The sequence below is a fragment of the Bacillus cereus group sp. MYBK5-2 genome (assembly GCF_051915685.1).
In the GTDB taxonomy this organism is placed as follows: domain Bacteria; phylum Bacillota; class Bacilli; order Bacillales; family Bacillaceae_G; genus Bacillus_A; species Bacillus_A cereus.
On the sequence record NZ_JBQAFE010000001.1, the window covers coordinates 151,494 to 177,423 of the forward strand.

The following is a 25,930-nucleotide window of genomic DNA, read 5'->3' on the forward strand; positions in this document are numbered from 1 at the left end:
TACCTAGTTTTGGAGGAGATTTAGGGTGCGTTTAGTCTTATCAGGATATTATGGTTTTTATAATGTTGGAGACGAGGCGATTCTACAATCAATTATTGAATCGTTAAGTAAAGAGAACCCGGATATAGAACTAGTAGTACTATCAAATGATTCTAAATATACAAAGGAAATGTATGGTGTAGAATCGGTAGATCGCTGGGATATAAAAGCTGTTTATCATGCAATCAAAAACAGTGATGGAGTTATTAGCGGTGGCGGGAGCCTTCTTCAAGATCAGACAAGTACGAAGAGTATTCTATATTATACGGGTATTATGGGACTCGCTCGATTATTAAAAAAGCCGTATTATATTTATTCACAAGGAATAGGTCCAATTACAAAAGGATATAATCGTCTATTAGTAAAATGGAACTTGTCAAAAGCTTCCTATGTATCAGTTCGAGATGAGGATTCGTTTTTATATTTAAAAGAACTTGGCATAAAAAACGATATTGAAATTGTTCCAGACCCTGTTTTAACATGGAAACGGACAAAACAATCGGATTGGTTGCAAAAGCATTCGATACATGGAAAAGTAATTGCGGTTAGTGTGCGTTATTGGAATGCAAAAGAAGATTATATAAAAAAATTAGCTGCGGCATTAAAAAAATTAAAGCAAGAAGGATACCAAATTCTATTTGTTCCAATGCATGAGCCATTTGATCAAAAAGCTTCGCGTGAAGTAGTAGACTTAATGGGAGAAGAGACGTATATGCTTCCATATAAAATGGATATCGACGAGAAAATATTCATTTTATCACAATGTTCATTACTAATTGGTATGCGGCTTCATGCACTAGTTTTTTCTGCTGTAGCCAAAACTCCAATGGTCGGGATTTCATACGATCCGAAAATTGATTCGTTTTTAAGTCAAGTGAATCAGCCAGTTATAGGAAGTGTGGATGGCGAATGGAGTGCTGAATATTTATATGAAATTGCGAAAAAGCAATTAATGCAACAAGGAACTGTGCAGCAAGAGTTACAATTGACAATAGATGAGCTTCGGTTGCAAGGCAAACAGGCAACAAAGAAACTCATTGATCATATGGAAAAAGGCACTTTATTAAAAAAGTAAAGTGTCTTTTATTTCGTTTTGAATATAATGAAAATTCAAATTAAAAAACGTTTTATTTTAATTCCTATTTATTATGCTAAAATGATTGTGATTATTATATAATCAAATTTGTGATAATAAATTCGTAGATTACGAGGAGGATAACCTTGAAGACTTTTTCAAAAGGTATAACAGCAGTGGCATTAACGGGATCATTACTTTTAACTCCTATTTCAAGTTATGCGGCAAATGATGATATTACAGGACATATGTTTGAGACGAATATGCGCTCACTTATTACTAAAGGAGTTTTAATGGGGTATGGAGACAATGTATATGCGCCTGATAAATTAGTAACAAGAGCAGAGTTTGCTACATTCATAGCGAGGGCTTTAAATTTACCGAAAGCTGATTCGAATTTCGAGGATGTGCCGAAGACTTACGGTTTATATGATGGTGTAAGTAGAGCATATGGAGCGAAAATTATTAATGGTCGTACGAACGAGACGTTCTCACCAAATGATGTGATTACACGTGAAGAAATGTCGATAATGGTAAAGCGAGCGTTAGACTATAAAAATATTAAAGTAGCTGTAAGTCCGCTTACCTTTACTGATAAAGATAGTATTAACTATAAAGAGCATGTGCAAGTTATGGTGGCTACTCAAATTATTAAAGGGTATCCAGAAGATAATACATTTAGACCACATTTATCAGCTACAAGAGGGATGGCTTCAGCTATGTTGGATCGCATGCTTCAGACGATTGAAAAAAACGGAAATAGCAATCCTGTAGAAACTAAGAAATATGTCGTGACAAATGTAAGAGAAAACGGAACAGAGCAAGAAGTAGAGCGCTATAATACGTATAAAGAAGCGGTTACGGCTGCTCAAAATAAAGGTATGAATGCGGTAAAATACGAGAACGAATTTTTATGGATTAAAGATGGTTTTGCAAGTGCGAAAAGAATAACTGGGCAAAACATCATTAATATTTATGATGAGAATTTAGCAACAGTATATACGTATATTCAGTATGGAACAGAATTGAAAGTGTTAGAAGTTGGCGAAGATCGTGTGAAAGTTCAACTTTCTGGTTTGACAGGTTATGTGAAGAAGAATGAAATCACTTTAATTCCTACAAATGAAATGAAACAGTCGTCTTATTATGTGAAATCAGATGGATATTTATACCATAAATATTATACATATAATACAAGTTCACCTGGATATACAGAATTTAGATATGGTGTGGCACCTTCTTTCATGAAGCAAGGACAGCAAATGTATAGTGTAGATGGAAAGACATTCGGAGACGAAACTTTCTATCAATATTTCAATTATTTATCATTACGTTCGAAAACAGATTATACAGCTGAACAACTAGATAGTTATGTGAAATCGATTAAGCCAGACTCTCCATTAATTGGTTTAGGAAAGAAATTTAAAGAAGTAGAAAGCAAGTATAATGTAAATGCATTATTCTTATATTCATTAGCAATTCATGAAAGTTATTATGGAACAAGCGCTCTTGCAAAAGACAAAAATAATTTATTTGGTTTAAAAGCAACAGACGATAGTCCATATGGTAACGGAGAAGCATTCAATTCAAAAGAAGATTGTATTGAACATGCAGCAAAATTATACATGAATGAAGGATATTTAAATCCAGGACATTGGCGTTATACAGCAACATATACAGGTGATAAAGCTGCTGGTTTAAATGCGAAATATGCATCTGATGCGAACTGGGGTAAAAAAGTAGCGGGGCATATGAACCGTTTTGATTCTTATTTAGGTAAAAAAGAATACAACAAGTACAAACTTGCACGTGTGATGAATAACGTGGAAGTGAAAAAGAATCCTAGTATATCAAATGAGCGACTGTATCGTTTAAATACAAATGTAGTTGTCACAGTTACTGGTGAAGAGATAATAAATGGAAAAGCGTGGGTTAAAGTTATTTCAGATAATCCTACTGTAACAGAAGCGTATATTGCAAAAGAAAGTTTAGAATACGTAAAACATTAATTAAATAAAAAAGAAGGTGCTACTAATATTTCGTAGCACCTTCTTTTTATTCAATTTCAAAATCAACAATGATATAAGCGAGTATAACAACGAAGAAAATACTAACGGCTGGTGCTGTTAATACGTGGCCAGACATAAAGCCAATGCCAAGTGATAGAACGAGTGTGCTCGCTAATAGCATATACTTTACGCTCATGATTTTCTTAAAGTTTGTGATCATGCGGATAAATAATTTAATACCAAAGTATAGAAGAGGTATTAAGTAAATAAGGAAACCGACAATTCCAAAGGCGAAAAATAGGTCATGGAAGTCCATTTCAATTAATTTAATTTTATCTGTGTAGTTACCAGCGTAACCCATTCCGAATAGTTTTTGTGAAAGCGGTGCGTCTTTATAGTATTGTTTGTATGTTTTTAAGAATTTGTCGCGATCACTGTAAATTAAACTTTTTACTTCAGAATCTGTAAGTTCACCTTTTGCATGTTTTTTTGCATCTTCTGGATCTGCTTTAATTACTTTTCCTTCTTTTCGATCTTTCTCTTCTTGTACTGATTTTTTGTATTCGTATATTTGCATGTGAATGCCCATATTTTTTGCGATAGGAGTATGCGGTGTAAGAGCAATTAAACCTCCTAGTATAACTGCGACAACAACGGTATTTACAATATGTGTGAATCCTTTTCCTTCTTTTTTACGATTTATCATATATTCAATGAATGAGAAGAAAAGTGCTACGCCTAATGTAATAACAATTGCGCCATATCCGACTTTCGTTCCGACCATAATACTTGCATACATCGCAAGTATTGTTGGAATCCAGTAATATATTTTCGAGAAAGAAGTTGTTTTATGAATCGAATATAAGACAATGATTGGGAACATAATGGCGAAAAGAGAACTTAAATCATTTCCAGCGAAGAACCAACCTCTTGAACCGATTTTTGAGTGAGGATAGCTTGGGAAATCCGTTCCAGTTTGCATTGCGACAATCATTGTAATGCTTAAAATTAAAGTTGCATATAAGAAATATGTAATGATTTTATGAAATACATACTCTTTATTTTTTAGCTCTTTAAAGGCGATAATATATCCAAACAGTAGCACAATTGGATATACGCTCTTTAAGATGAATTTAACTTCTTCTCCAAATGAAACTGGAGATTTAACCATCACATTATTTACAAGACCGATTGCGAGTGCGATTCCGAGTAAGCATAAATAGAGGATGTACTTTTTCGCATCTTGTTGTTTGTGATGAAGAAGTAGGTACCCTAATGCAAGAAGCATAAAGACGAAACGGACTACAACTCCAACTGTTGCGCTCATGTGTAGTATATAGATTGAAAAAGATGTTAATAAATCTAAAATTGGTTGAAACACAATGAATAGCAATAGGAAATGTGGGAAGTAGTTATCCGTTTGTTTCAACTTATTAACCATATGTTCCTCCAGTTCTTCATTCCTTTATTACAACACCCAAAAGATGGGTATAAAGCCTTTTTTACATAGTAAGGCGAATGAATTTCAATATTTGTTTTTTATCCCGCTATTTGCCGGGCAGTAAGACCCCGCCTCAAAATACAATACAGCGGAAGCAAAGAAGTTAGGTGGGGATCAACTGCCCGTAAAAGCCCGATTGGTGAGGACTAATAATCAGTGGGGGATGAACACCCCCCACTGATTAAAGTCTCACTTTATCAAACTTAAGAATACACCATTTCATTGTAATGGTAAATAGATGAAAAGCATGGATAAACCGACTTTAATTTCTATATTTTTCAACGGAATTGTATGTTTTATACGGTATATGTACAAATTGCGAGATTATTAGACAGAAAATTGAGAAAAAAGAAGGATTTTTCAGTGGTTTTCTATAATTATATAAGTATAATCTTTATGGAGAAAAGAGGGGTATATATAATGGAAATAACAAGTAAAACAGAATCTGTCGTTGTGAAATATGAAGGGCACGTTGCAACGGTTATGGTCAACCGCCCAGAGGTGTTAAATGCGTTAGATGAGCCGACCTTAAAAGAGTTATTACAAAAGTTGAAAGAAGTAGCGGAAAGTTCTGCGCATATCGTTGTGTTATGCGGGAACGGTCGTGGTTTTTCTGCGGGTGGGGATATTAAATCGATGCTTTCAAGTAATGATGAAAGTAAGTTTGATGGTATTATGAATACCATTTCTGAAGTTGTCGTGACATTATATACGATGCCAAAGCTTGTTATTAGTGCAATTCATGGACCAACTGCAGGTCTTGGATTAAGTATTGCGTTAACAGCTGATTATGTAATGGCGGATATATCATCTGTTATTGCAATGAACTTTATTGGAATCGCTTTAATTCCAGATGGAGGCGGTCATTTCTTCCTTCAAAAGCGTGTCGGTGAAAATATGACGAAGCAAATTATTTGGGAAGGTAAGAAATTATCAGCGACAGAAGCGCTTGATATCGGCTTAATTGATGAAGTAATCGGCGAAGATTTCCAAACGGTTGTGAAGCAGAAGATTAATGAATGGTCACAAAAACCGATTAAAGCAATGATTCAAACGAAGCAAATTTTGTGTGAAGTAAATCGCTCTAATTTAGAGCAAACATTGCAATTAGAAAAGCGTGGTCAATATGCAATGAGACAAACAGCGGATCATAAAGAAGGTATTGCCGCGTTTTTAGAGAAACGTTTACCAGCATTTAAAGGGGAATAAAGTGAAGTGTGGATTTTGTCCATTCCTCACTGATTATTAGCTCGTTAATTCGGGATAAAGGGGAGAAAGTGCTAACACATTTTAGTATAATTGTGTTAGCACTTTTTTTTAGGAGTAATACATGAAGAAAATAATCGGTGTTATCACTATTATTTTGCTTACATATTCTGCTTTGCATAGTACACCATCTTTGGCAGTTCGGACTGCGTTATTTTTTGAGGGACATCCAAGTGTTGCATTTTCTGACGGGGTGACGAAAGAAAAAGATGTGAAAAAAGAAGCGATTCCAGATCAGTACCAAACTCTATATGGTAAGGAAGAAGACTTAGAGCACTATTTCTTTCCGCATGTAAGAGCACATGGATCAGAAATTGATATGTTAAGTGCATGCGTGAAGAAAAAATGGTTTTTCTATAAAGCAGAGCTCGGATGTTATTAAATATAGGAGGATGAATGATGTCAGCATATAACAAGTTAGTAAGAGATCGTGTTCCAGAGAAGATTTTAATGTCTGGAAAAACATATACAGCACAAAAATTAACAGGTCAAGCCTACATACAAGCTTTAGCGAAAATTGGAACGGAAGAAATTCGTGAATTTGCTTCTATGAAAGAACGCGAACATGCGCTAGATTCTCTTGCAGATGCGCTAGAGGTTATCATTTCATTAGCACGTGCAGAAGGTGCATCGATTGAAGATGTGGAACGCCTTCGTAAGCAAAAAGAGATAGAGCGCGGTGGATTTGAAAGAGGGATTTATTTATTAGATGTTTCAGAAGAATAGTTTTATAGGAAAAGCATAGCGTTAATGAGTAACGCTATGCTTTTTTGTTGCAATGAAGCTAATAATGAAGAAGATAGTTGTTAATATCCAGCCGATTGTAATAGAAGTAGTAGTATGAATGGCATAAGAGATTTGTAAACAAAATAATGATGCTAAAAACCAAATGAGTGCAATGTGTATATATTTTTTTGATATATTCATATTTCAGGACTCCTTTTGTATACTAAAAAGAATTTTACTACAATTTAGAAAATTAAGCTATATAAGTAGAGGTTTTCTGGCGAATTTTGTATACTGAATAGTAGAGAAAATGAGGAGGAAACGACAATGGCACATCATACGAAAGAAACGATGGAACTGATTAAGGAGCTTGTCTCTATTCCGAGTCCGTCTGGAAATACAGCAAAAATTATTAATTTCATTGAAAACTATGTCAGTGAGTGGAACGTAGAAACGAAACGTAATAATAAGGGAGCTCTTATTTTAACGGTAAAAGGGAAGAATGATGCGCAGCACCGCTTATTAACGGCACACGTTGATACGTTAGGTGCGATGGTGAAAGAAATTAAGCCTGATGGTCGCCTGAGTCTTTCTATGATTGGTGGATTTCGCTGGAACTCTGTAGAAGGAGAATATTGCGAAATTGAAACATCAAGTGGCAAGACATATACAGGAACGATTTTAATGCATCAAACATCTGTACATGTATATAAAGATGCAGGTGAAGCAAAACGCGATGAGAAAAATATTGAAGTTCGTATTGATGAGCGCGTATTTTCAGCTGATGAAGTACGCGAATTAGGAATTGAAGTAGGAGACTTCGTTTCATTTGATCCGCGTGTTCAAATTACAGAGAGTGGATACATAAAATCCCGTCATTTAGATGACAAAGTAAGTGTTGCGATTTTATTAAAATTAATTAAAAGATTACAAGATGAAAACGTAACATTACCATATACGACGCATTTCTTAATTTCTAATAATGAAGAGATTGGATACGGTGGTAATTCTAACATTCCTGAAGAAACTGTTGAATACTTAGCAGTTGATATGGGAGCGTTAGGTGATGGACAAGCATCTGATGAATATACAGTATCTATTTGTGCAAAAGACTCTAGCGGCCCGTATCATTACGCACTGCGTAAACATTTAGTAGAGATTGCGAAAACGAATCATATTGAATATAAAGTAGATATTTATCCATACTACGGATCTGATGCATCAGCTGCGATTCGCGCGGGATTTGATGTGAAACATGCTTTAATTGGAGCGGGTATTGATTCTTCTCACGCATTTGAACGTACACATGAAAGTTCTATTGCGCATACAGAAGCATTAGTGTATGCATATGTAATGTCTAATTTAATTGAAGAATAATTTCATAGATAATAGAGAGCTGATTAAAGATATTATTTTTAATCAGCTTTTTATTTGGCAAAGCGATTAGGAGACATGTTCTAATCGCTTTTTTATCCCGCTATTTGTGAGCTGATTAAAGTTTTTTTATATACATTCATTATAAGTTATATATATGCGATTTTTGTTATACGGCCGGAAACGTATTTACTATAGATATATAATGTTATACACTATGAAAGGAATTAATTAATAGTTAATATTTTTTAGTTAGCTTGATTAAAAAAATTGTATGAATATGAAGTTTTGAGAGGAGATTTATTTTTCATGAAGTACAAAGCAATAGCCGCAGGTTTATTAGCAGCAAATTTACTAGCACATCCAATTAGTAGTTTAGCAGAAACGAAGAAATTTCCTGATGTTTCAGATAGTGCGTGGTCAAAAGACGCAATTTATTATTTAGTAGAGAGAAATGTAATTAACGGTATGCCAGATGGTAACTTTATGCCATACGGAAATTTAACACGTGCCCAGGCAGCAAAGATTATCGCAACAGCAATTGGTGCTAAAGTAGATCCAAATGCAAAGCCGTCTTATAATGATGCAAAAAATAGTTGGGCAGCTTCATTTATTGCAGCCATGGAAAAAGAGAATATTATTAAGGGACGAGAACCAGGAGTATTTGATCCAGAAGGAAAAGTAACTCGTGCTGAAATGGCAGCTATGCTTGTAAGAGCATATAATCTGAAGAGCAAAGTAACAGGACCAGTTCCTACAAAATTTGCTGATTTAGAGAATCATTGGGGTAAAGAAGAAGTTAATATTTTAGTAGAATTAAAACTTTCTTTAGGTACAGAGAATGGCTGGAAACCGAATGATTCTATTACGCGTGAACAAGCAGCTCAGCTTACTGCGCAAACAGATAAATTTAGCAAGAATAGTGATCGTCCAGTAGAAACAAAGAAAATGTACATAGATAGAAAATTCATTACATATCACGCGCCATCATTAAGTTCTGGGATTAGTGCAAATCAGCATAATCCACAAATGGTTGAAATTAAAGAAGAACGAGATGGATGGATCAAAATTGCAACAAGTAACGGTGATAAATGGACACCTTTAGTAGAGAAAACAGAAGTTATTAATGAAGGATTCACTACTTATGCAGAAGCTTCTTCTTCGTCAAAAGTAATGGGAACACATAACGCACAGCAAGTAACTGTTATTGAAGAGAGCGGCAGTTGGATTCGTATCCGCATGGGCGCTGGTTTCCAATGGGTTAATAAAAATCAATTAAATCCAGTGAAGCAAGGTAACTTCTTAGAAGGAAAAGCGATTATCATTGATCCAGGTCATGGTGGAGTTGATCCAGGTCATTCTGGTGTGAAAATGGATGAAAGTGCTATTGTATTAGATACATCTTTACGTGTACAAAAACTATTTGAACAAAAGACACCATTTACTGTCTTATTAACACGTAATGATGATACGCGTCCGGGAAATACCCCTGGTGAATCTTTGAAAAAACGTGTAGAATTTGCACAAGAAAATAAAGGTGATATTTTCGTAAGTATTCATGCAAACGGGTTTAATGAACAAGTAGAAGGAACAGAAACGTTCTACTACAGATCAGCAACAAATCCAAACTCAGAAGAAAGCCGTGTACTAGCAGAAAAAGTACAAAAACGTTTAGTACAAGCACTTCAATCAAATGATAGAGGTGTAAAGACAGAAAACTTCTATGTAGTGAAATACAATACAATGCCTGCTATTTTAGCTGAACTAGGTTTTATCGATGCTAAAGGTGAAGGTGAAAAACTAGCTACTGAAGAATGGAGACAACGTGCAGCGGAAGCTATTTATCAAGGTATTTTAGATTACTATGAAGAAATGGGTAACAACGTGTCTTCTTTCCGTTAATAAATAATAAGAGATTGCCATTGGCAGTCTCTTTTATTTATTAACGTTTCTCTTTATTTCCGGCATATGATATCATTTAATTTTATATACAAAAGTATTTGAGTAATTGTAATTAGAACAATTTTAAACGATAGAGGATGATAATAGATTGAATAATCATAGTAAAACACCTGCCTGTATATATACGTATGCATTTCGTGAGGAGGAGCGTGCTTTATGTTACTTGGAAATGCGCTCGTTCTTTGGAATGGAGTCCCACGTTAATATTTTAAAAAGTGATGTCAAAATTGACCCTAGTAGAAGTGCGTTTATGAAAGAGCGAATTGAAGTTATGTATGAAGGGGACGACTTAGAAAGCATTTTAAAACAAGTGGAACAAATTGATTTGGCGGGAGCGACATTTAAAGTTATCTTCGTTAAAATCAATGACCTCGTTGGGGAGAATAAAATTGAATATGGAGAAAGACGTCTTATTGAACGAGACCTTGGCATGCATATTGAAGGAGAAGCGGATGTTCGTAATCCAGAGCGTGTATTTGGGATTGTTCCTCTTGGAGGACGCTGGTACTTCGGGCACTATGTAGAAAGCGAACCAGTTTGGTATCATCACATAAAAAAACCGCATAGCTATTCGACATCACTTAGCACACGTGTTGCGAGATCAGTTGCAAATATCGCTGTACCAAATCCAGAGGGAGTACGAGCAATTGACCCGTGCTGCGGTATTGGAACAGTAGTAGTAGAAGCACTTTCTATGGGGATTAACATCGTTGGTAGAGATATAAATCCACTTGTAGTTCTTGGAACGAGAAAAAACATCGCACATTTCGGATTTGAAGGAACAGTAACAAAAGGTCCAATCGAGGAAATTACTGAGAACTATGACGTTGCCATTATCGATATGCCGTATGACTTATTTACGCATGCCACACCAGAAGACCAGCTCTCCATTCTTTCAAGTGCGCGCCGCATCGCTAAAAAGGTAGTCGTTGTAACGATGGAGACAATGGACGACATGATCCATGAAGCAGGATTTGAAATTACAGATCGCTGTATTACAAGAAAAGGATCATTTACTAGACAAATTCTTGTTTGTGAATAGAAAGAGAAAGGTCACCCGTTTGGGTGACCTTTTTCTATTGTAGTTTGATGTGTGATTGGTTGGTGGTTTAGGTAGATGAATTAGCGAAATTTGTCGATAAGTCGATATTACATGTCGAATCGCCGATACCGTTACATTAGAATGTTACTGTTCTTTTAATTTCTCTTGTTGTGCGATTAATAAATTGCGTAATATGTGTCCGCGGTAACTTTCTAGTTTTCGTCCTTCATGATAGCGTACGCCTAATTTTTTTAGTTCAGCTACGTACCAGCCCTTTGTTCCGTAATACATGGGATCACTTCCTTTTTGCTTTTGAACAGTATATGTTGGGGAGCGAAGTAACTTTACATTGAAAATAATAAGACTGGTTGTATCAAGGGGGCCCCATAACATAGCCTCTGGACAGTGTATAAAAAAATAGACAGTAGTGTATGTTTTTCTAAACAATGCATACAAATTTATCCCCTATGCGTTGGCATGATATTTGCAATGAAAAGAGTATCAACGTATAGGGGAGAGATAGAAATGAAGGTTAGTAAAATATATACAACGATTGATGCACACGTAGCTGGGGAGCCGCTTCGAATTATTACGGGCGGAGTGCCAGAAATAAAAGGAGAAACGCAGCTGGAAAGACGCGCCTACTGTATGGAACATTTGGATTACCTTCGTGAAGTTCTTATGTATGAACCGAGAGGGCATCACGGGATGTATGGTTGTATTATTACCCCGCCTGCAAGTGCCCACGCTGATTTTGGTGTTTTATTTATGCACAATGAAGGATGGAGTACGATGTGTGGTCATGGCATTATTGCTGTCATTACAGTTGGAATTGAAACAGGCATGTTTGAAGTAAAGGGTGAAAAACAAAAGTTCATTATTGATAGCCCTGCTGGGGAAGTTATTGCGTATGCAACATATAACGGGAGTGAAGTAGAATCTGTATCATTTGAAAATGTTCCTTCATTTGTATACAAAAAAGACGTTCCTATTAAAATAGATAACTATGAATTTCAAGTAGATATTGCGTTTGGCGGAGCGTTTTACGCTGTTGTAGATTGTAAAGAATTTGGTTTGAAAGTTGATTTTAAAGACTTGCCCGCTATTCAAAAGTGGGGCAGTAAAATTAAACATTATATAGAGAGCAAAATGGAAGTGAAACATCCACTTGAAGAAGGATTGAAAGGAATATACGGCGTTATCTTTTCAGATGAACCGAAAGACAAAGGTGCTACGCTACGAAATGTAACGATTTTTGCTGATGGGCAAGTAGATCGTTCTCCTTGCGGTACAGGAACTTCAGCGAGAATCGCAACTCTTTTTGAAAAAGCTACCTTGCAAAAAGGAGAAGTATTCATCCATGAATGCATTACTGATGGGAAATTCCAGGGAGAAGTATTGTCGGTAACAGCGGTAGGTACATATGAAGCTGTCGTTCCGAAAGTAACGGGACATGCATTTATTACAGGGTTTCATCAGTTCGTTGTAGATCCGAGAGATGATTTGAAACGGGGATTTTTGTTAGGATAGAAGGAGGAGGTGGAAAGATATGCTAGTTATAAGCGCGAACGAACAAAGAAACTTAGTAAATATGAATGAAGTTATTGAATACGCGGCGCTTGCTTTAAAAGAATTTTCCGCAGAAAGAACGATTACACCAATAAGAGGCTCATTACCATTTGCGAACGAGCAAAATACGGCATTAATTATGCCTTCAGTAGCGGAAGGGCTTGAGGCGCTTGGAGTAAAAATAGTAACGGTAGTCCCGCAAAATAAACAGATAGGAAAGAAAACGATCAACGGGATTGTGATGCTATCAGACTTTCAAACGGGAGAACCGCTCGCACTTTTAGAAGGATCGTACTTAACGATGATCCGAACAGGCGCCTTATCAGGAGTAGCGACAAAATATTTAGCTCGTCATAACGCAAAAACTTTATGCATTATCGGCACGGGTGAACAAGCGAAGGGAATGGCCGAAGCAATATTTGCGGTTAGAGATATTGAAAAAGTCATTTTATACAATCGCACAGAAGAAAAAGCGTATGCATTTGCGCAATATATGCAAGAGAAATTTGGTAAACCAGCTTACGTTTACAGGGATCCAAATGAAGCAATACGTGAAGCAGACATTATCGTCACAACTACGAATGCATCCACACCAGTCTTCTCAGAAATCTTGCAAAAAGGCGTCCACGTAAACGCCGTCGGCTCATTCAGACCGAGCATGCAAGAACTACCATCTCACGCCATCACAAGCGCAAACAAAGTAGTAGTTGAATCAAAAGAAGCAGCACTAGACGAAACAGGAGACCTTCAATTTCCGATAAAAGAAGGTCTATTCAAAGCAAACGCCATTTACGCTGAACTTGGTCAAATTATAAGCGGAGAAAAAGCTGGCCGCGAAAATGATGAAGAGATTACTATTTTCAAATCAGTTGGTTTGGCGGTAGTAGATATTATCGTTGCGAAGTATTTGTATGAGAAAGCGGTGGAGCAAGGGATGGGGAATAAGATTGAGTTTTGAGACTGCCTTTTGGTGGTCTTTTTTTCAATTCATCAAATGTCATGATAACCTCCTAAATGTGTTTTTTGTCTTTAATCCCATTCTACAGTTCCGAGTATATATAACAATCATTTTAGAGGGGTTTTCTGTAAGTTGATAGTTTTTTAACTCATTTTATGAGGCTACTTATTCGTGGTCTTTTTATTTTCTCCTCCGCATAAATATAGTTTATCGCAAGAATGCATTAATAGATTACAAACTTTCTACCTTTGCGAAAAAGTTTGACAATACATACCGGTAGTGGTAATTTAAAACCTATAAGAAAACTCGGTATTAATTCCGAGTTTTCTTATAGGTGTAAATAGTCGAGAGGGGTCGAAATATGAAGAAGAAGTTGTTTGTATTACCATTTGTCCTACTATTATTTATTGCATTAGCTGCTTGTTCAGGGGAAAAAGATTCGAAGCAAGCGGGCACTAGTAAATCAGGGACTCCGAAAGATGGAGGAACGTTAACGATTGGTGTTAGCGATAATCCAGATACGATGAATCCGCTTTATGCGAATGATCGTGTGTCATTAACTGTGCAGCAAGCTTTATATGCACCGCTGTATCATATGGAAGACGGTAAGAAAAAGTTTGTTCTTGCTGAGAGCTTTACGCCTTCAGAGGATCAATTAACATGGACTTTAAAACTAAAGGATAATTTGAAATGGCATGACGGTAAGAAGATTACATCAGACGATATAGCATTTACATTTCAATCTATTTTAGATGAGAAGCAAAATAGTTCAAGCCGTGAAAACTTTATTTTTAAAGGAAAGCCGCTTGAGGTGAAAAAAGTGGATGAGCTAACGACTCAATTCGTCTTACCACAAGTAAGCGCATCTTTCGAAGGTGTGATGAATGATTTCTTCCCAATTCCGAAACATGTATTTGAAGGGGAAGCAGATTTAGCGAAGAGTAAGAAAAACTTACAGCCTGTAGGATCAGGGCCGTTTAAGTTTAAAGAGTATAAATCAGATGAGTATGTTGCATTAGATCGATTTGATGATTATGTAGGTGGGAAAGCTAAGTTAGACTCTATCGTATACCGCGTTGTAAAAGACCGTAATACAGCAAATGTTTCACTGCAAAATGGTCAAATCAACATGAAGATGATTGAGCCGCAAGACTTTAAGAAATTGGATAGCACTGGGAACTTCTCAATGGTGACATTCCCTGAAGGTAGATTATTCTACTTATCTTATAACATGAATACTGATCTTATGAAGAAAAAAGAAGTGCGCCAAGCAATTGCGCATGCGTTAGATAAAAAAGAAATGATTAACTCAGCATTCGTTTCAGGTGAATTTGCAGAACCAGCAAATTCAATCTTAACGCCAGACGCTATGTATTATGCGAAAGATATTAAAGACTATAAGTATGATAAAAAAGAAGCGAAAGATTTATTAGCAAAAGCTGGCGTGAAAGATAAAGAAAAAGTACGCGTGATGTATGTAACGAATAATAAAATCATGGAAAGCTTAGCGTTATATACACAACAAAAATTAAAAGAAGTTGGCTTAGAAGTTGAACTAAATGCATTAGATGCTAGTGCAGCAAGTGAAAAAGGCTTAGATAAAGAGAATAAAGAATATGACATTACATTTGGTGGTTACATAATGGGACCTGAGCCAGATTCATATAAGAGCTTATTCTTAAGTAATGCAGAATACAATTATGCACGATATAAAAACGCTGATTTCGATAAGTTATGGGAAGAAGCTGCAGTTGAAACAGATAAAACAAAACGTGCAGAGCTATACCATAAAATTCAAGAGACAGCTAGAGAAGACGTACCTTATCTACCAATTGCGTATCCGAAAGCAGTTATTGCAGTAGATAAAAAGTTTGATGGATTAAAAGAAGCGAAAGCAATTCCTGTTACAATGTTTGAAGATTTATCTAAGATTTATGAAGTGAAATAAGAAACAGTAAAGAAGCTGGTGGAAATCAGCTTCTTTAGCTTGAGGGGGGAAGTTTGTGTATAAAGTAATTGCGAAGAGGCTTTTAAATGCAATTCCGCTTTTATTTGTTATTTCTATTATTTCTTTTCTATTAATAAAGCTAGCGCCGGGGGATCCTGTTCGAAACTTTGTAACGCCAAATATGAGTCCAATTGATGTGGAGCGTATTCGCAAAAGTTTAGGACTAGATCAACCAATTTACGTGCAGTATATTTTATGGTTAAAAAATATTTTAACAGGAAACTTTGGTTACTCACTTCAAAATCATCGTCCTGTTTTAGATCTTATCGCAGAAAGATTACCCGCAACAATTGGGTTAATGGGATCATCTTTACTCGTCTCATTCGTAATCGCAATACCACTTGGACTATTTACAGGTGTGAAAAAGAATTCATTCTTTGACCGCATTGTAAACTTTATTTCATACGTTGGTATTTCTATGCCGGTTTTCTGGTTTGCACTACTATTAGTCTACTTATTCTCTTTAAAATTGAACCTACTTCCGAGTATGGGTATGCGCACCGTAGGTAAAGATTCTGTCTGGGATATTGTGCAACACGGTATTTTACCTTGCATGGTGTTAGCGTTCCAAAACGTATCTGTTTATATGAGATATATTCGTTCAAGTACGATTCAGCAATTAGAAGAAGAATATGTACAAATTCAATATGCGTACGGCGCTTCAAAGAAAACAGTTTTATTTAATCACGTACTTCGAAATGTATTAATACCGATCATTACAATTTTCGGATTATCGATTCCAAGTTTAGTAGGCGGAGCGTTCATTACGGAAACAGTATTTTCATGGCCGGGTCTTGGTTCACTTGGGGTAAATGCTATTTTTAGATTTGATTATCCGATTATCATGGCAATTACATTACTATCATCATTCATGTTAATTCTCGGTAACTTAATTGCTGATATTTTATATGGCGTAGTAGATCCGCGCATTCGAATGAGGGGGTGATTTGGAATGAATAATAGGAGATTTCAAACGATAAAAAGTAGTTTTACGAAAAATAAGTTTGTACTAATGGGAGTTATAATACTTGCGATTTTAACGGTTGCATCAATATTCGCATTCGTATCGCCGTACGATCCTAGCAAAATGTCGATTCCAGATCGCTTACAAGAACCGAGTATGAGTCATCCTTTCGGAACGGATGATTACGGAAGAGATTACTTAACGAGAGCGTTATATGGCGGACGAGTTTCGCTTGCGGTCGGTTTCCTTGCGATGGTTGTTTCTATTACAATCGGTACTGCAGTTGGAACAATTAGCGGGTATTTTGGCGGAAAGTTAGACAACTTTTTAATGAGAGTTGTTGAAGTGCTTATGTCAATTCCATCATTCTTTTTAATGCTACTATTAAATGCGTATTTAAAACCAGGAATTACGACGTTAGTTCTTATTATCGGATTACTAACATGGATGGACACCGCCCGTATTGTAAGGGCAGAAACGTTATCTGTAAAAGAGCGTGAGTACGTTTTATACGCAAAAGTATCAGGACAAAAATCACTTATGATTATTGTAAGACATATCATTCCTAACATTTTATCAACCATTATTATCGCTGCGACATTAACAATTGCGACATCGATTTTAATGGAATCATCACTTAGTTTCTTAGGATTAGGTATTAGAGAACCAGATTCTTCTTGGGGCAGCATGCTAAACAATGCGCAAGGATATATTGGTGAAGCTTGGTATTTAACGCTCTTCCCAGGATTCCTTATCCTTTTAACGGTACTTAGTTTTAACGTAATTGGTGAAGCGTTGAAGAAAGCTTTTGCACCAAAAGGAGCCGGACATGAAAACTAAAGTGTTAAGTGAAAGGAGTGAGAAGCGTGTCTGAAAAACTACTAGAAGTGAAAAATTTAAAGACTTCTTTTTTCATAGAAAGTGGCGAAGTTGAAGCGGTTCGAGGCGTTACATTTCGCTTAAATAAAGGAGAAGTAGTCGGTATCGTTGGGGAATCTGGAAGCGGAAAGAGTGTAATGGCGAAGTCCGTTATGTCTCTCGTTACATCACCAGGAAAAGTGAAAGAAGGGGAAATCCTTTTTCATAATGAAAACATACTTTCTAAATCTGAAAAAGAATTGCGTTCTATTAGAGGAAATCAAATTTCACTTATCTCTCAAGACCCAATGTCAGCGCTAAATCCGGTCGTGAAAATTGGAAAACAAATGACGGAAGTAATTATACGTCATCAAAAAGTGAAAAAGAAAGAAGCAGAGCAAATCGCAATCAACTTGTTAAAACAAGTCGGTCTTTCTTCGCCAGAAGAAAGGGTGAAACAATATCCGCATGAACTAAGCGGAGGTATGAAGCAGCGAGTTATGATCGCAATGGCGATGTCTTGTAACCCTGACCTTCTCATTGCGGACGAACCGACGACAGCACTTGATGTAACGATACAAGCACAAATACTAGATTTAATGAAAAACTTAAAAAACGAAACGAACATGGCGTTACTTCTTATTACGCATGACTTAGGAATAGTCGCACAAAACTGTACACGCGTTATCGTTATGTATGGCGGACTTATTATGGAAGAAGGACCTGTACTTGATATTTTCCAATCGCCGAATCATCCATATACGAAAGGGCTATTAAACTCTCTGCCAAAAATCGCAAACGGCGTAAAAGAAAGACTTGCTCCCATTCAAGGTGTAACGCCAAACTTATTAAACCCACCACAAGGTTGCCCGTTCGCAGAGCGTTGCCCGCATGCGATGGACATTTGTGAAAAAGAACGTCCGCCATATTTTGAAATCGGAGACGGAAGGCGTTCCATGTGCTGGTTAAATGATAGGGCGGTAGGTGATTTTCATGTATGAAGAAAACTTAATTGAAGTTCGGAACTTAAAAAAGTATTTTCCTATTAAAAAAGGACTATTCGGCAGAAAAACAGAGCAATTAAAAGCAGTCGATGATTTAAGCTTCACTATTAAAAAGGGTGAAACATTCGGGTTAGTAGGAGAATCTGGATGCGGAAAATCAACGACAGGAAGAAGTATCATTCGCTTACACGATGTCACTTCAGGTAACGTTTTATTTGATGGAAAAGATATCGCAAGTTTAAAGGAAAGTGAACTAAAAGAATATAGAAAACGAATGCAAATCATTTTCCAAGATCCATACGCATCATTAAATCCGTCGATGAACGTATTCCAAATTATTAGTGAGCCAATGAACATTCACGGTTCCTACGAAAAAGAAGAACAAAAAGAAATCATTTTAGACCTTCTGAAAAAGGTAGGATTAAAAGAAGAACACTTATATCGCTACCCGCACGAATTTAGCGGGGGCCAGCGCCAGCGCATTAGCATCGCGCGTGCATTATCTGTAAAACCAGACTTTATCCTATGTGACGAACCAATCTCAGCACTCGATGTCTCAGTCCAAGCACAAGTCGTAAATATGCTGCAAGACATCCAAGAAGAAACAGGAGTCACATACTTATTCATCGCACATGACCTATCGATGGTAAGGCACATATCAGACCGCATCGGAGTCATGTACTTAGGAAACATAGTAGAAATTGCCGACAGCGAAGACTTATACACAAACCCGGCACATCCATACACACAAGCACTACTCTCATCCATGCCAGAACCAGATCCAACAAACACTGGTAAAGAACGGATTATCCTAGAGGGAGAAGTACCAAGCCCACTAAACTCACCATCCGGCTGCAAATTCAGAACGCGCTGCAAATTCGCCACTGAAAAATGCGCACAGGAAGTACCGAAGATGGTTGAGATTGCGAAAGGGCATGAAGTGGCTTGTCATTTGTTTTAGGGGGAGAGCACTAGGGGGACCTGGTGCTTTTTTCTTTTGTGTTGGGGTGTGGGATTGGTTGTAGACTAATGGTCAGTGATTGTTTATAGTTGCATTTCCTGTTATATAATTTTCCTTATTTTTCAACTATAATTGTAATGATATGTTAGATTGTATATTTTAACCTTAATATATTTAAAGGAAGGGGACTCTCTATGAAATTGCTTCGTTCATTTCTCATTTTCACTCTTGTTGTATTGTTAAGCGCATGTAATACAGCAACAAAAGTCACAAAGGTTCAAAAAAATGGCGAAACGACTTTAACAATTGGTTCTTTGCAGGGGTATTACGATGTACAAACGCTTAAAGCTGAAAAAGGAAATGTGGAAATTCCTTATGAGGCAACAGTTGAAGAAGGTACGATTTTATTGCAAGTCACAAAAGATGATAAGGTCATTTATGAAGAAGAAGTCACTTCTCAAAAAGAAGGTTTGCTTTCTTTTGAAGCGCCAAAACCCGGGGCATATGATTTAATTGTACGCGTGAAGGGTGATGAAGAGAAAGCGAAAGGGATTCAAATACATACGAAGCTATGAAAAAACGGCAAGCGGAGTATAATCGCTTGCCGTTTCCATTTCCAGTTGGTTCTGGCATAACAAATGCTCATCAATTTTAAGAAGTACATATAAAGTAATTCCAAAATATACAATACTTCACTTTCGGCGATGTAATCTCTAATAAAAGATCCAATAAATTTCATAATGTAAATATTTAATTCTAATCATTAAAAATCCTACTTTTTCTTACTTTAATTGTTTCTAAAATATAAAGAAGAATACCTAAACCAAATATTTTTTCAGTATTAGAAATATTATTACCTAATTTAATAATAGGTACATTTAAGCCAAATCTTTCACTCCATTCTAAAGGCATATATCCCCTCTTGCAGTTTATTAATATACGATCATCCATTGTATGAAAAGACGTTTCGAAAAAATCAAATTCCACTTCTATCTCAGAAATTTTTATTTCTTTTTCATTCATCAAAGAACCACGTACCATTCCAAATCCTTGTATCATATTTTCTTTAAACATACCTACACAATTATAATTCGAATCATAAATAGCCCAATCATAATTTTCAACTTCACTATGAAAGTATGCAAGAATTTCTCCATCACTTGCTTCCAATCCAACAACGTGATTATTTTTTAAAGAAGATACTGTCATCATATCAGTTGAAATTAGCTTTGTTCCTGCTACATAAGCTCCATCAGGAGTATATAATCCAAAATGTTTATTACCTTCTGGTAATTCTAATAATACAAAAGTATTAGTATCCCAAAGTGTTATACTATTTTTAACAATATTTTTTTCTAATAACTTCCCTTTTCTTAATTGCAAAAAACCAATTCCTAAAAAAACAAACGAAACTATAACAATAAAAATAACCTGTCCCCAATTAATATGTCCCCACTTTTCATATACAGCACATAGTGCCAAAATAAAAACACCAATTCCAATAAAAAATTTAAACTTCCCTTTCTTTTTATAATACTCAAATAATTCCACATAAACACCTCTATCAGTTGGTCTTAATATTTCAATTACCTTTCAAATAGGGGACACATTACCGAAAGTGAAAAATTGTATGCTAAGGGTGTAAAAACCTATTATAGCAGGTTTTATAGACGTTATATTTACCTTTATAATAAAAGAGGACGTGGAGTAACTTGATTATTCTTAATCATTCGACAAGATGCAACAATTTAAGGTGGTATTTTTTGTTATGATAAGTAAGAAATTTACATATCGTGTTATTGGGGGATAAAAAGAGATGTTGAAAAAATTTACTACATGTATTTTAGGTGGCGCTTTAGTATTCAATTTATCTGGTTGCGGCAATACATCCGACAAAACTTCTTCAGAATCTAAAGAAACCAATTCTAAACAAGAAGAAAAGAAAGTGCAAACAACTGATGAGGCGAAAACGAAAGAGAATACAAAGCAGAAAAATACAGAACAAACAAAAGAGAAATCAAAAATAAAAGAAAAAGAGTATGCTGTAAACAAGGATTTTCATACACCTAAATTTGATGTAACTGTAAAAAGAGTTGTAGAAAGAGATAAGGTTGGTAAAGAGAGTATAGGATTCCAAAAACCTGAAGATGGACATGTCTTTATTGTTGTAGAAGCAGAAGGGAAAAATATCACAAACGAACCGATGAAATTAGCCGTTTTACCATCAGTGGATTTAGTGGATGAAAATGATAATGCTTATCAAAGTGATGTGTTAGCAGCTAGTAGTTATGCGGTTGAAAAAGGTGAGACCTCTACTATTACTAAGGAATTAAAACCAGGGGAGGTAAAGAGACAAAATAAAGTTTACGTGATTAATAAAGAAAAATTTGATACAGGAAAGTGGTATGTAGTTGTTAACCATGAGTATAAGGAACAAATTAAATAGTGTTTATTTATGAAGAGGAGATGGCTCCTCTTTTTTTTTACAAGTTAACACAGAATTTCGTTATAATGTAGAAATTTAATGTTTTCGAAAAAAAGAATTGACTTCTATATTAGTTGTAACTAAAATAGTTACATAAAGATGTAATCAATTTAGTTACAACTAATATCTGCTAAAAATATGATTTATATATTTAATTAAGGATGGTGGTCCATACGTTGCCACCCGGTGTAGAAAGTTACTAACACATTCAAATCGATGCATATTCTAAGCTTTAGTATTTTCTGTTACGGGGCAATAAGGTGAAACGTTATCTTTTGTTAAAAACCTTGGTGGATCTTTCTTTGGAAATATTAGTTTTGGGGAAATATAGTAAGGTATCTAAAAAAGAATAAGGTATAAAAAGATGTACCTATATAAACCAAAAATTTAGTTGAGCTGGATAATAAAAAAAGGTAGGAGATTTAAATGGAGACGAAACAAGATAATCTTATTTACGTATGGGATGCATATTGTGGATGGTGCTATGGTTTTTCAGAAAGTATTAAAGGATTTTACAAAAACCACACTGAAGTACCATTAACGGTTTTATGTGGAGGGTTATTTTTGGATAATTTACCAATGAAACACTTCTCATATATAGAAGAAGGAAATAAAAGAATTAATCAACTTACAGGTGCTGAATTTGGTCCTTCCTATCAAAAATTGGTGGAGGAAGGGACTTTTAAAATGAATTCGAAAGATGCTGCAATTGGTTTTTCAGCTTTACGCTCATTAGCGCCAGACCGTTTATTAGAATTCACTTCGGCTATGCAAAAAGCGTTTTATTATGAGGGCCAAAGTCTGAGTGATCCAGAAACATATCGCAAAATTGCAATCGAGCATGGTTTGGACCCTGAACAAGTATTAGAACGTTTAAACGCTCAAGAAACAATAATAGATGTCCAAAATGATTTCAATAAAGTTCGACAGCTTGGTGTTAATAGCTATCCTTCATTACTTTTACAAAAGGATAATCAAATTATTCCCATTGGTGGTGGCGTAATGACGCCGGATAAAATTGAAGCGCGTTTTAAAAATTTATATTAAGAAAATTTAGGATATAGTAGCAAACATGTTATCTTAAGCCACCTGACATTTATCTCCGGAATATTCGCCAGTACTATTACACTTTCAGATAAATGGGAGTGGGAGATTTTATCCCGCTTTAACGGGCAGTAAGACCCCCACCTCAAAATTCAGTGGAAGCAAAGAAGTTAGGTGGGGGATCAACTGTCCGTAAAAGTCCGATTGGTGTGGGCTAATAATCAGTGGGGGATGAACAAAACCCCCACTGATTAAAGTTTCACTTTATCGGAACAAGATAAAAATATGATAATTAGTTTATAACTTTAACAAAAGGAGAATAACATACTATGTTTAAAACAATCGATACAAATCAAAAAGATGTGAAATTAACGGTGTTTAGTTCGGACGAAAAAAGCTTTATGGTCACAGCAACATTAGTTGAGAAAGCAGGACATGCATTTTTAATAAACTCAAAATTTACTCAATCTGATTCGAAAGAAATTGTGGAGTATCTGAAAAAAAATAACTTATCTTTAGATAAAATCTTTATTATTCATGGGGATCCAGACTACTACTTTGGATTAGAGAGCATTAAAGCCGTTTACCCAGAAGCTATAGCGTATGCAACAGAGTCTACTGTTGAACATATCGTTCATTCTGTCTTAGGGAAATTAAAAGTTTGGAAAGACGCCCTTGGAGAAAATGCACCAAGTAACGTGGTATTACCTCAAGTGTTTAAAGAAAAAGTGATTGATTTTCAGGGGTTAACATTGGAACTAGTAGGCTTAGATCATTACAGAACTAGCCTATTTAATAAAGAACTAAAAGTATTAATTGGTGGTATTGATGTCTTTAACGAAATACATGTATTCTTAGCGGATACTAGCTCAAAAGCGACTATGGAGGCGTGGATTGAGAACTTGAAAGTATTACAAGCGTTACATGCTGACATAATTGTACCTAGCCATGGATCAATTGAAAAATCCCTAAATAATCAAGCACTTACTGCGACAATGGATTATCTAAGAACTGCGGTTCAAGCTTCTGAGGAAAGTGGAACTTCAAAAGATTTTGTGGCAAAACTTGAAGCAGCATATCCAGGCTATGCAAATAAAGGTGTATTAGAATTAAGTGCAAAAGTTGTAACAAAAGAAATGCCTTGGGGTTAATGATATGAATAAATATCAAAAGCTATTACATGAAACGTATGTGTTAACTGGCGAAGGGAAATTGGATGCGTTCAAAACGTATTTAAGTGAAAATGTATCTTGGACAGAAGCTGCTGGGTTTCCATATGCAGGTACTTATATAGGTCCAGATGAAGTAGTGAAAAACGTACATGAACGTCTTGGCACAGAATGGGATGACTATAGCGCTAAAGATGAAATCTATGCTTTTAATAACAATACTGTTATCGTGTATGGAAAATATAGTGGGACATATAAAGCTACAGGGAAATCGTTCATAGCAGATTTTTGTCACCTTTATAAGTTTGATGAGAACGATAAGGTTAAGAAGTTTATTCAAATTGTGGACAGTGCAACTGTTAATGAGGTATTAAGTTAGAATGAATCGTTTCTAATATGCCTTGTATAGGGGGAGGTTAGGATAAATGAAATTCCTAACATTACCTCTGACATTACATTTTGGGGAAGGTTTCTCCTTCTTCAAGCTTTTTATAGAAGAAAACTTATTTAAGTAGAAGAGGTAGGTATATATGAAATTAGAGAAAAGTTTAATCATAACAATTATTTCTGTATTTATTTTAGGAGTAGTTTCGACTTTGGTATATCAAGCTTCCACTGGTAATAACAAAGGTAACTCAATTAAGAGCGAGAATGTCGCTTCTGTATCAAAAGAAGTAAAAGAAAATGAAAAGAATAAAAAGATGGTAGTTGATTTCTATAATGAAGTTTTTAACAAACATAATATCGATATTATCCCTAAATATGTTAGCGAAGATTATAAGCAACATAATCCTTTTGTTGCTGATGGACGAAAAGCCTTCATGGATTTCTTTAAGGAGGATTTTGTTAAAAATCCTAATTCCTCTGCAGAGATTAAACGTGTAGTAGCTGAAGGGGATACAGTTGCTCTTCATGTACATTCTCGTACTAATTCTCAAGATAAGGGAGTTGCTATAGTGGATATATTTCGTATCAAGGATGGAAAGATTGTCGAACACTGGGATGTAATTCAAGAGATTCCAAGTGAAGCAGCTAATGATAATACGATGTTTTAGATAGAAGATATATTTAATAATTGTTTAAATGATAGTGCTGTATAGAATTTAGAAATTTAGATAATAAGTTATCAAATTTGGAAAACATTTAAAAATAGCATATTAAATGATGGCATAAATTAATACGAAATAGCTCTTTAATAAAAAATCCTACCCATTAAAAAATGAGTAGGATTTTTTATTAAAGAATAGTGCTAATTTTGTGGTTCGGCACCATCTAAATTTGGAAACCATGAAAGTATAGGTACTCTATATCCACGTAAAGTAAAATTGTAATTTTTTCCTTCTTTTATGTTTGCTTGCAGATCCACTGAATGAAACTTCATCATAAGAAGGCTATCTTCATTAGAAATAATTTTTTCGGTTCCATTTTTTTGCTCAACCTAGTACAATCTCACCAGTTTAAAAAAGACCACCATTACTGGCAGTCCTTTTTTGGTAGTTTTAGAAATTAAATTATAACATATTAATATACAAATTATAAATATACTTTTACAAAAGATACTATAAGTTTTTTATAATTCTTGATTTCTCAATTTTCATTGCATAATGAATTTTTCTATGGGTATTAACAACTAACATTAAAATTATCAATTCACTAGATTATTAGAAAAAACTGGTTATCTATATAATTATTTGGTAAAATATAGATATAATTTAAGAGGGTAAAGTTAATATAGATCAACTAAGTAATGCTAAGAAAATGTTTTATTGCATAAAAAAAGGCTCCATTGCTGGAGCACTCAAAATAAACAAACGAATTAAAACAAGAAACAGACAATTTAACTATATAGATAAAACATAAATAAATCTATATATATGTAAAAATGCATATAAAAACTCTATTTATTGATGCTATAA

The 25,930-nt window shown here is 35.2% G+C and carries 26 protein-coding genes; 21 read left to right on the top strand and 5 right to left on the bottom strand.

The window, feature by feature from the left end; genetic code table 11:
- Nucleotides 1–25 precede the first annotated feature (25 nt).
- Entirely contained in the window at nt 26–1,114 is a 1,089-nt protein-coding gene (gene csaB, locus ACTFP3_RS00880) for a polysaccharide pyruvyl transferase CsaB (protein ID WP_001241591.1), read from the top strand.
- Between the two features lie 146 nt (nt 1,115–1,260).
- Entirely contained in the window at nt 1,261–3,123 is a 1,863-nt protein-coding gene (locus ACTFP3_RS00885; protein WP_000847503.1) for an S-layer homology domain-containing protein, read from the top strand.
- Between the two features lie 46 nt (nt 3,124–3,169).
- On the opposite strand, the gene ACTFP3_RS00890 is transcribed toward ACTFP3_RS00885, so the two are convergent.
- Nucleotides 3,170–4,564, bottom strand: coding sequence for an O-antigen ligase family protein (locus ACTFP3_RS00890; RefSeq protein ID WP_440009077.1), 1,395 nt, complete (start codon nt 4,562–4,564; stop codon nt 3,170–3,172).
- 456 nt (nt 4,565–5,020) lie between these two features.
- On the opposite strand from ACTFP3_RS00890, the gene ACTFP3_RS00895 reads away from it, so the two are divergent.
- The 3 genes from ACTFP3_RS00895 to ACTFP3_RS00905 all read left to right on the top strand — a co-directional run bounded on the left by ACTFP3_RS00895 (nt 5,021) and on the right by ACTFP3_RS00905 (nt 6,616).
- The gene (locus ACTFP3_RS00895; RefSeq protein WP_334271271.1) at nt 5,021–5,833 is read left to right on the top strand and encodes an enoyl-CoA hydratase; all 813 of its coding nucleotides are present in this window, start codon (nt 5,021–5,023) and stop codon (nt 5,831–5,833) included.
- Between the two features lie 121 nt (nt 5,834–5,954).
- The gene (locus ACTFP3_RS00900; protein ID WP_006919759.1) at nt 5,955–6,272 is read left to right on the top strand and encodes a hypothetical protein; all 318 of its coding nucleotides are present in this window, start codon (nt 5,955–5,957) and stop codon (nt 6,270–6,272) included.
- Between the two features lie 17 nt (nt 6,273–6,289).
- On the top strand, nt 6,290–6,616 hold the full coding sequence (locus tag ACTFP3_RS00905; RefSeq protein WP_001277350.1) for a nucleoside triphosphate pyrophosphohydrolase: 327 nt from the start codon (nt 6,290–6,292) through the stop codon (nt 6,614–6,616).
- A gap of 21 nt (nt 6,617–6,637) precedes the next feature.
- Here the strand turns inward: ACTFP3_RS00905 and ACTFP3_RS00910 are convergent, their stop codons facing one another.
- On the bottom strand, nt 6,638–6,817 hold the full coding sequence (locus tag ACTFP3_RS00910; protein ID WP_006919761.1) for a hypothetical protein: 180 nt from the start codon (nt 6,815–6,817) through the stop codon (nt 6,638–6,640).
- A gap of 126 nt (nt 6,818–6,943) precedes the next feature.
- On the opposite strand from ACTFP3_RS00910, the gene ACTFP3_RS00915 reads away from it, so the two are divergent.
- From ACTFP3_RS00915 to ACTFP3_RS00925, 3 genes are all read left to right on the top strand, one after another.
- Nucleotides 6,944–7,993, top strand: a complete 1,050-nt coding sequence (locus ACTFP3_RS00915; protein ID WP_086411651.1) for a M42 family metallopeptidase — start codon at nt 6,944–6,946, stop codon at nt 7,991–7,993.
- 306 nt (nt 7,994–8,299) lie between these two features.
- Nucleotides 8,300–9,892: an N-acetylmuramoyl-L-alanine amidase gene (locus ACTFP3_RS00920; RefSeq protein WP_017674480.1), complete on the top strand. Its 1,593-nt coding sequence runs from the start codon at nt 8,300–8,302 to the stop codon at nt 9,890–9,892.
- A gap of 148 nt (nt 9,893–10,040) precedes the next feature.
- On the top strand, nt 10,041–10,994 hold the full coding sequence (locus ACTFP3_RS00925; protein ID WP_001059319.1) for a TRM11 family SAM-dependent methyltransferase: 954 nt from the start codon (nt 10,041–10,043) through the stop codon (nt 10,992–10,994).
- Nucleotides 10,995–11,138: 144 nt separating this feature from the next.
- Here ACTFP3_RS00925 and ACTFP3_RS00930 read toward each other — a convergent pair whose 3' ends face one another.
- A complete protein-coding gene (locus tag ACTFP3_RS00930; protein WP_336745685.1) occupies nt 11,139–11,387 on the bottom strand; it encodes a YflJ family protein in 249 nt (82 codons plus the stop codon).
- A gap of 132 nt (nt 11,388–11,519) precedes the next feature.
- Here ACTFP3_RS00930 and ACTFP3_RS00935 point away from each other — a divergent pair, with 132 nt between their 5' ends.
- The 8 genes from ACTFP3_RS00935 (at nt 11,520) to ACTFP3_RS00970 (ending at nt 19,891) form a co-directional block, all read left to right on the top strand.
- Nucleotides 11,520–12,524 carry a proline racemase family protein gene (locus tag ACTFP3_RS00935; protein WP_440009081.1) on the top strand — a complete coding sequence of 335 codons (1,005 nt, stop codon included), beginning with the start codon at nt 11,520–11,522 and terminating at the stop codon, nt 12,522–12,524.
- Between the two features lie 19 nt (nt 12,525–12,543).
- Nucleotides 12,544–13,521, top strand: a complete 978-nt coding sequence (locus tag ACTFP3_RS00940) for an ornithine cyclodeaminase family protein (RefSeq protein ID WP_103621566.1) — start codon at nt 12,544–12,546, stop codon at nt 13,519–13,521.
- 361 nt (nt 13,522–13,882) lie between these two features.
- Nucleotides 13,883–15,469 (top strand): ABC transporter substrate-binding protein, encoded by a 1,587-nt coding sequence (locus ACTFP3_RS00945; protein ID WP_000727701.1) that lies wholly within the window; start codon nt 13,883–13,885, stop codon nt 15,467–15,469.
- 55 nt (nt 15,470–15,524) lie between these two features.
- Complete coding sequence (locus ACTFP3_RS00950; RefSeq protein WP_000278787.1) at nt 15,525–16,475, top strand: ABC transporter permease; 951 nt, start codon at nt 15,525–15,527, stop codon at nt 16,473–16,475.
- 6 nt (nt 16,476–16,481) lie between these two features.
- Nucleotides 16,482–17,333 (top strand): ABC transporter permease, encoded by an 852-nt coding sequence (locus ACTFP3_RS00955; RefSeq protein WP_001065302.1) that lies wholly within the window; start codon nt 16,482–16,484, stop codon nt 17,331–17,333.
- Nucleotides 17,334–17,359: 26 nt separating this feature from the next.
- Entirely contained in the window at nt 17,360–18,352 is a 993-nt protein-coding gene (locus ACTFP3_RS00960; RefSeq protein WP_061456843.1) for an ABC transporter ATP-binding protein, read from the top strand.
- Nucleotides 18,345–19,316, top strand: coding sequence for an ABC transporter ATP-binding protein (locus tag ACTFP3_RS00965; RefSeq protein ID WP_440009085.1), 972 nt, complete (start codon nt 18,345–18,347; stop codon nt 19,314–19,316). The genes ACTFP3_RS00960 and ACTFP3_RS00965 overlap by 8 nt, the downstream gene beginning before the upstream one ends.
- A 194-nt stretch (nt 19,317–19,510) precedes the next feature.
- Nucleotides 19,511–19,891, top strand: coding sequence for a BA_1872 family lipoprotein (locus ACTFP3_RS00970; protein WP_440009087.1), 381 nt, complete (start codon nt 19,511–19,513; stop codon nt 19,889–19,891).
- Nucleotides 19,892–20,072: 181 nt separating this feature from the next.
- On the opposite strand, the gene ACTFP3_RS00975 is transcribed toward ACTFP3_RS00970, so the two are convergent.
- Nucleotides 20,073–20,867 (bottom strand): ABC transporter ATP-binding protein, encoded by a 795-nt coding sequence (locus ACTFP3_RS00975; protein WP_086692805.1) that lies wholly within the window; start codon nt 20,865–20,867, stop codon nt 20,073–20,075.
- 265 nt (nt 20,868–21,132) lie between these two features.
- On the opposite strand from ACTFP3_RS00975, the gene ACTFP3_RS00980 reads away from it, so the two are divergent.
- The 5 genes from ACTFP3_RS00980 to ACTFP3_RS01000 all read left to right on the top strand — a co-directional run bounded on the left by ACTFP3_RS00980 (nt 21,133) and on the right by ACTFP3_RS01000 (nt 25,069).
- Nucleotides 21,133–21,762, top strand: a complete 630-nt coding sequence (locus ACTFP3_RS00980; protein ID WP_000913402.1) for a hypothetical protein — start codon at nt 21,133–21,135, stop codon at nt 21,760–21,762.
- A gap of 465 nt (nt 21,763–22,227) precedes the next feature.
- Nucleotides 22,228–22,848: a DsbA family protein gene (locus ACTFP3_RS00985; protein WP_000448615.1), complete on the top strand. Its 621-nt coding sequence runs from the start codon at nt 22,228–22,230 to the stop codon at nt 22,846–22,848.
- A gap of 326 nt (nt 22,849–23,174) precedes the next feature.
- On the top strand, nt 23,175–23,996 hold the full coding sequence (locus tag ACTFP3_RS00990) for a cytoplasmic protein (RefSeq protein WP_440009090.1): 822 nt from the start codon (nt 23,175–23,177) through the stop codon (nt 23,994–23,996).
- Between the two features lie 4 nt (nt 23,997–24,000).
- Complete coding sequence (locus ACTFP3_RS00995) at nt 24,001–24,393, top strand: nuclear transport factor 2 family protein (RefSeq protein ID WP_001046359.1); 393 nt, start codon at nt 24,001–24,003, stop codon at nt 24,391–24,393.
- Nucleotides 24,394–24,544: 151 nt separating this feature from the next.
- Nucleotides 24,545–25,069 carry a nuclear transport factor 2 family protein gene (locus ACTFP3_RS01000; protein ID WP_000764214.1) on the top strand — a complete coding sequence of 175 codons (525 nt, stop codon included), beginning with the start codon at nt 24,545–24,547 and terminating at the stop codon, nt 25,067–25,069.
- Nucleotides 25,070–25,263: 194 nt separating this feature from the next.
- On the opposite strand, the gene ACTFP3_RS01005 is transcribed toward ACTFP3_RS01000, so the two are convergent.
- Nucleotides 25,264–25,398, bottom strand: a complete 135-nt coding sequence (locus ACTFP3_RS01005) for a hypothetical protein (protein WP_017674476.1) — start codon at nt 25,396–25,398, stop codon at nt 25,264–25,266.
- Between the last annotated feature and the right edge of the window lie 532 nt (nt 25,399–25,930).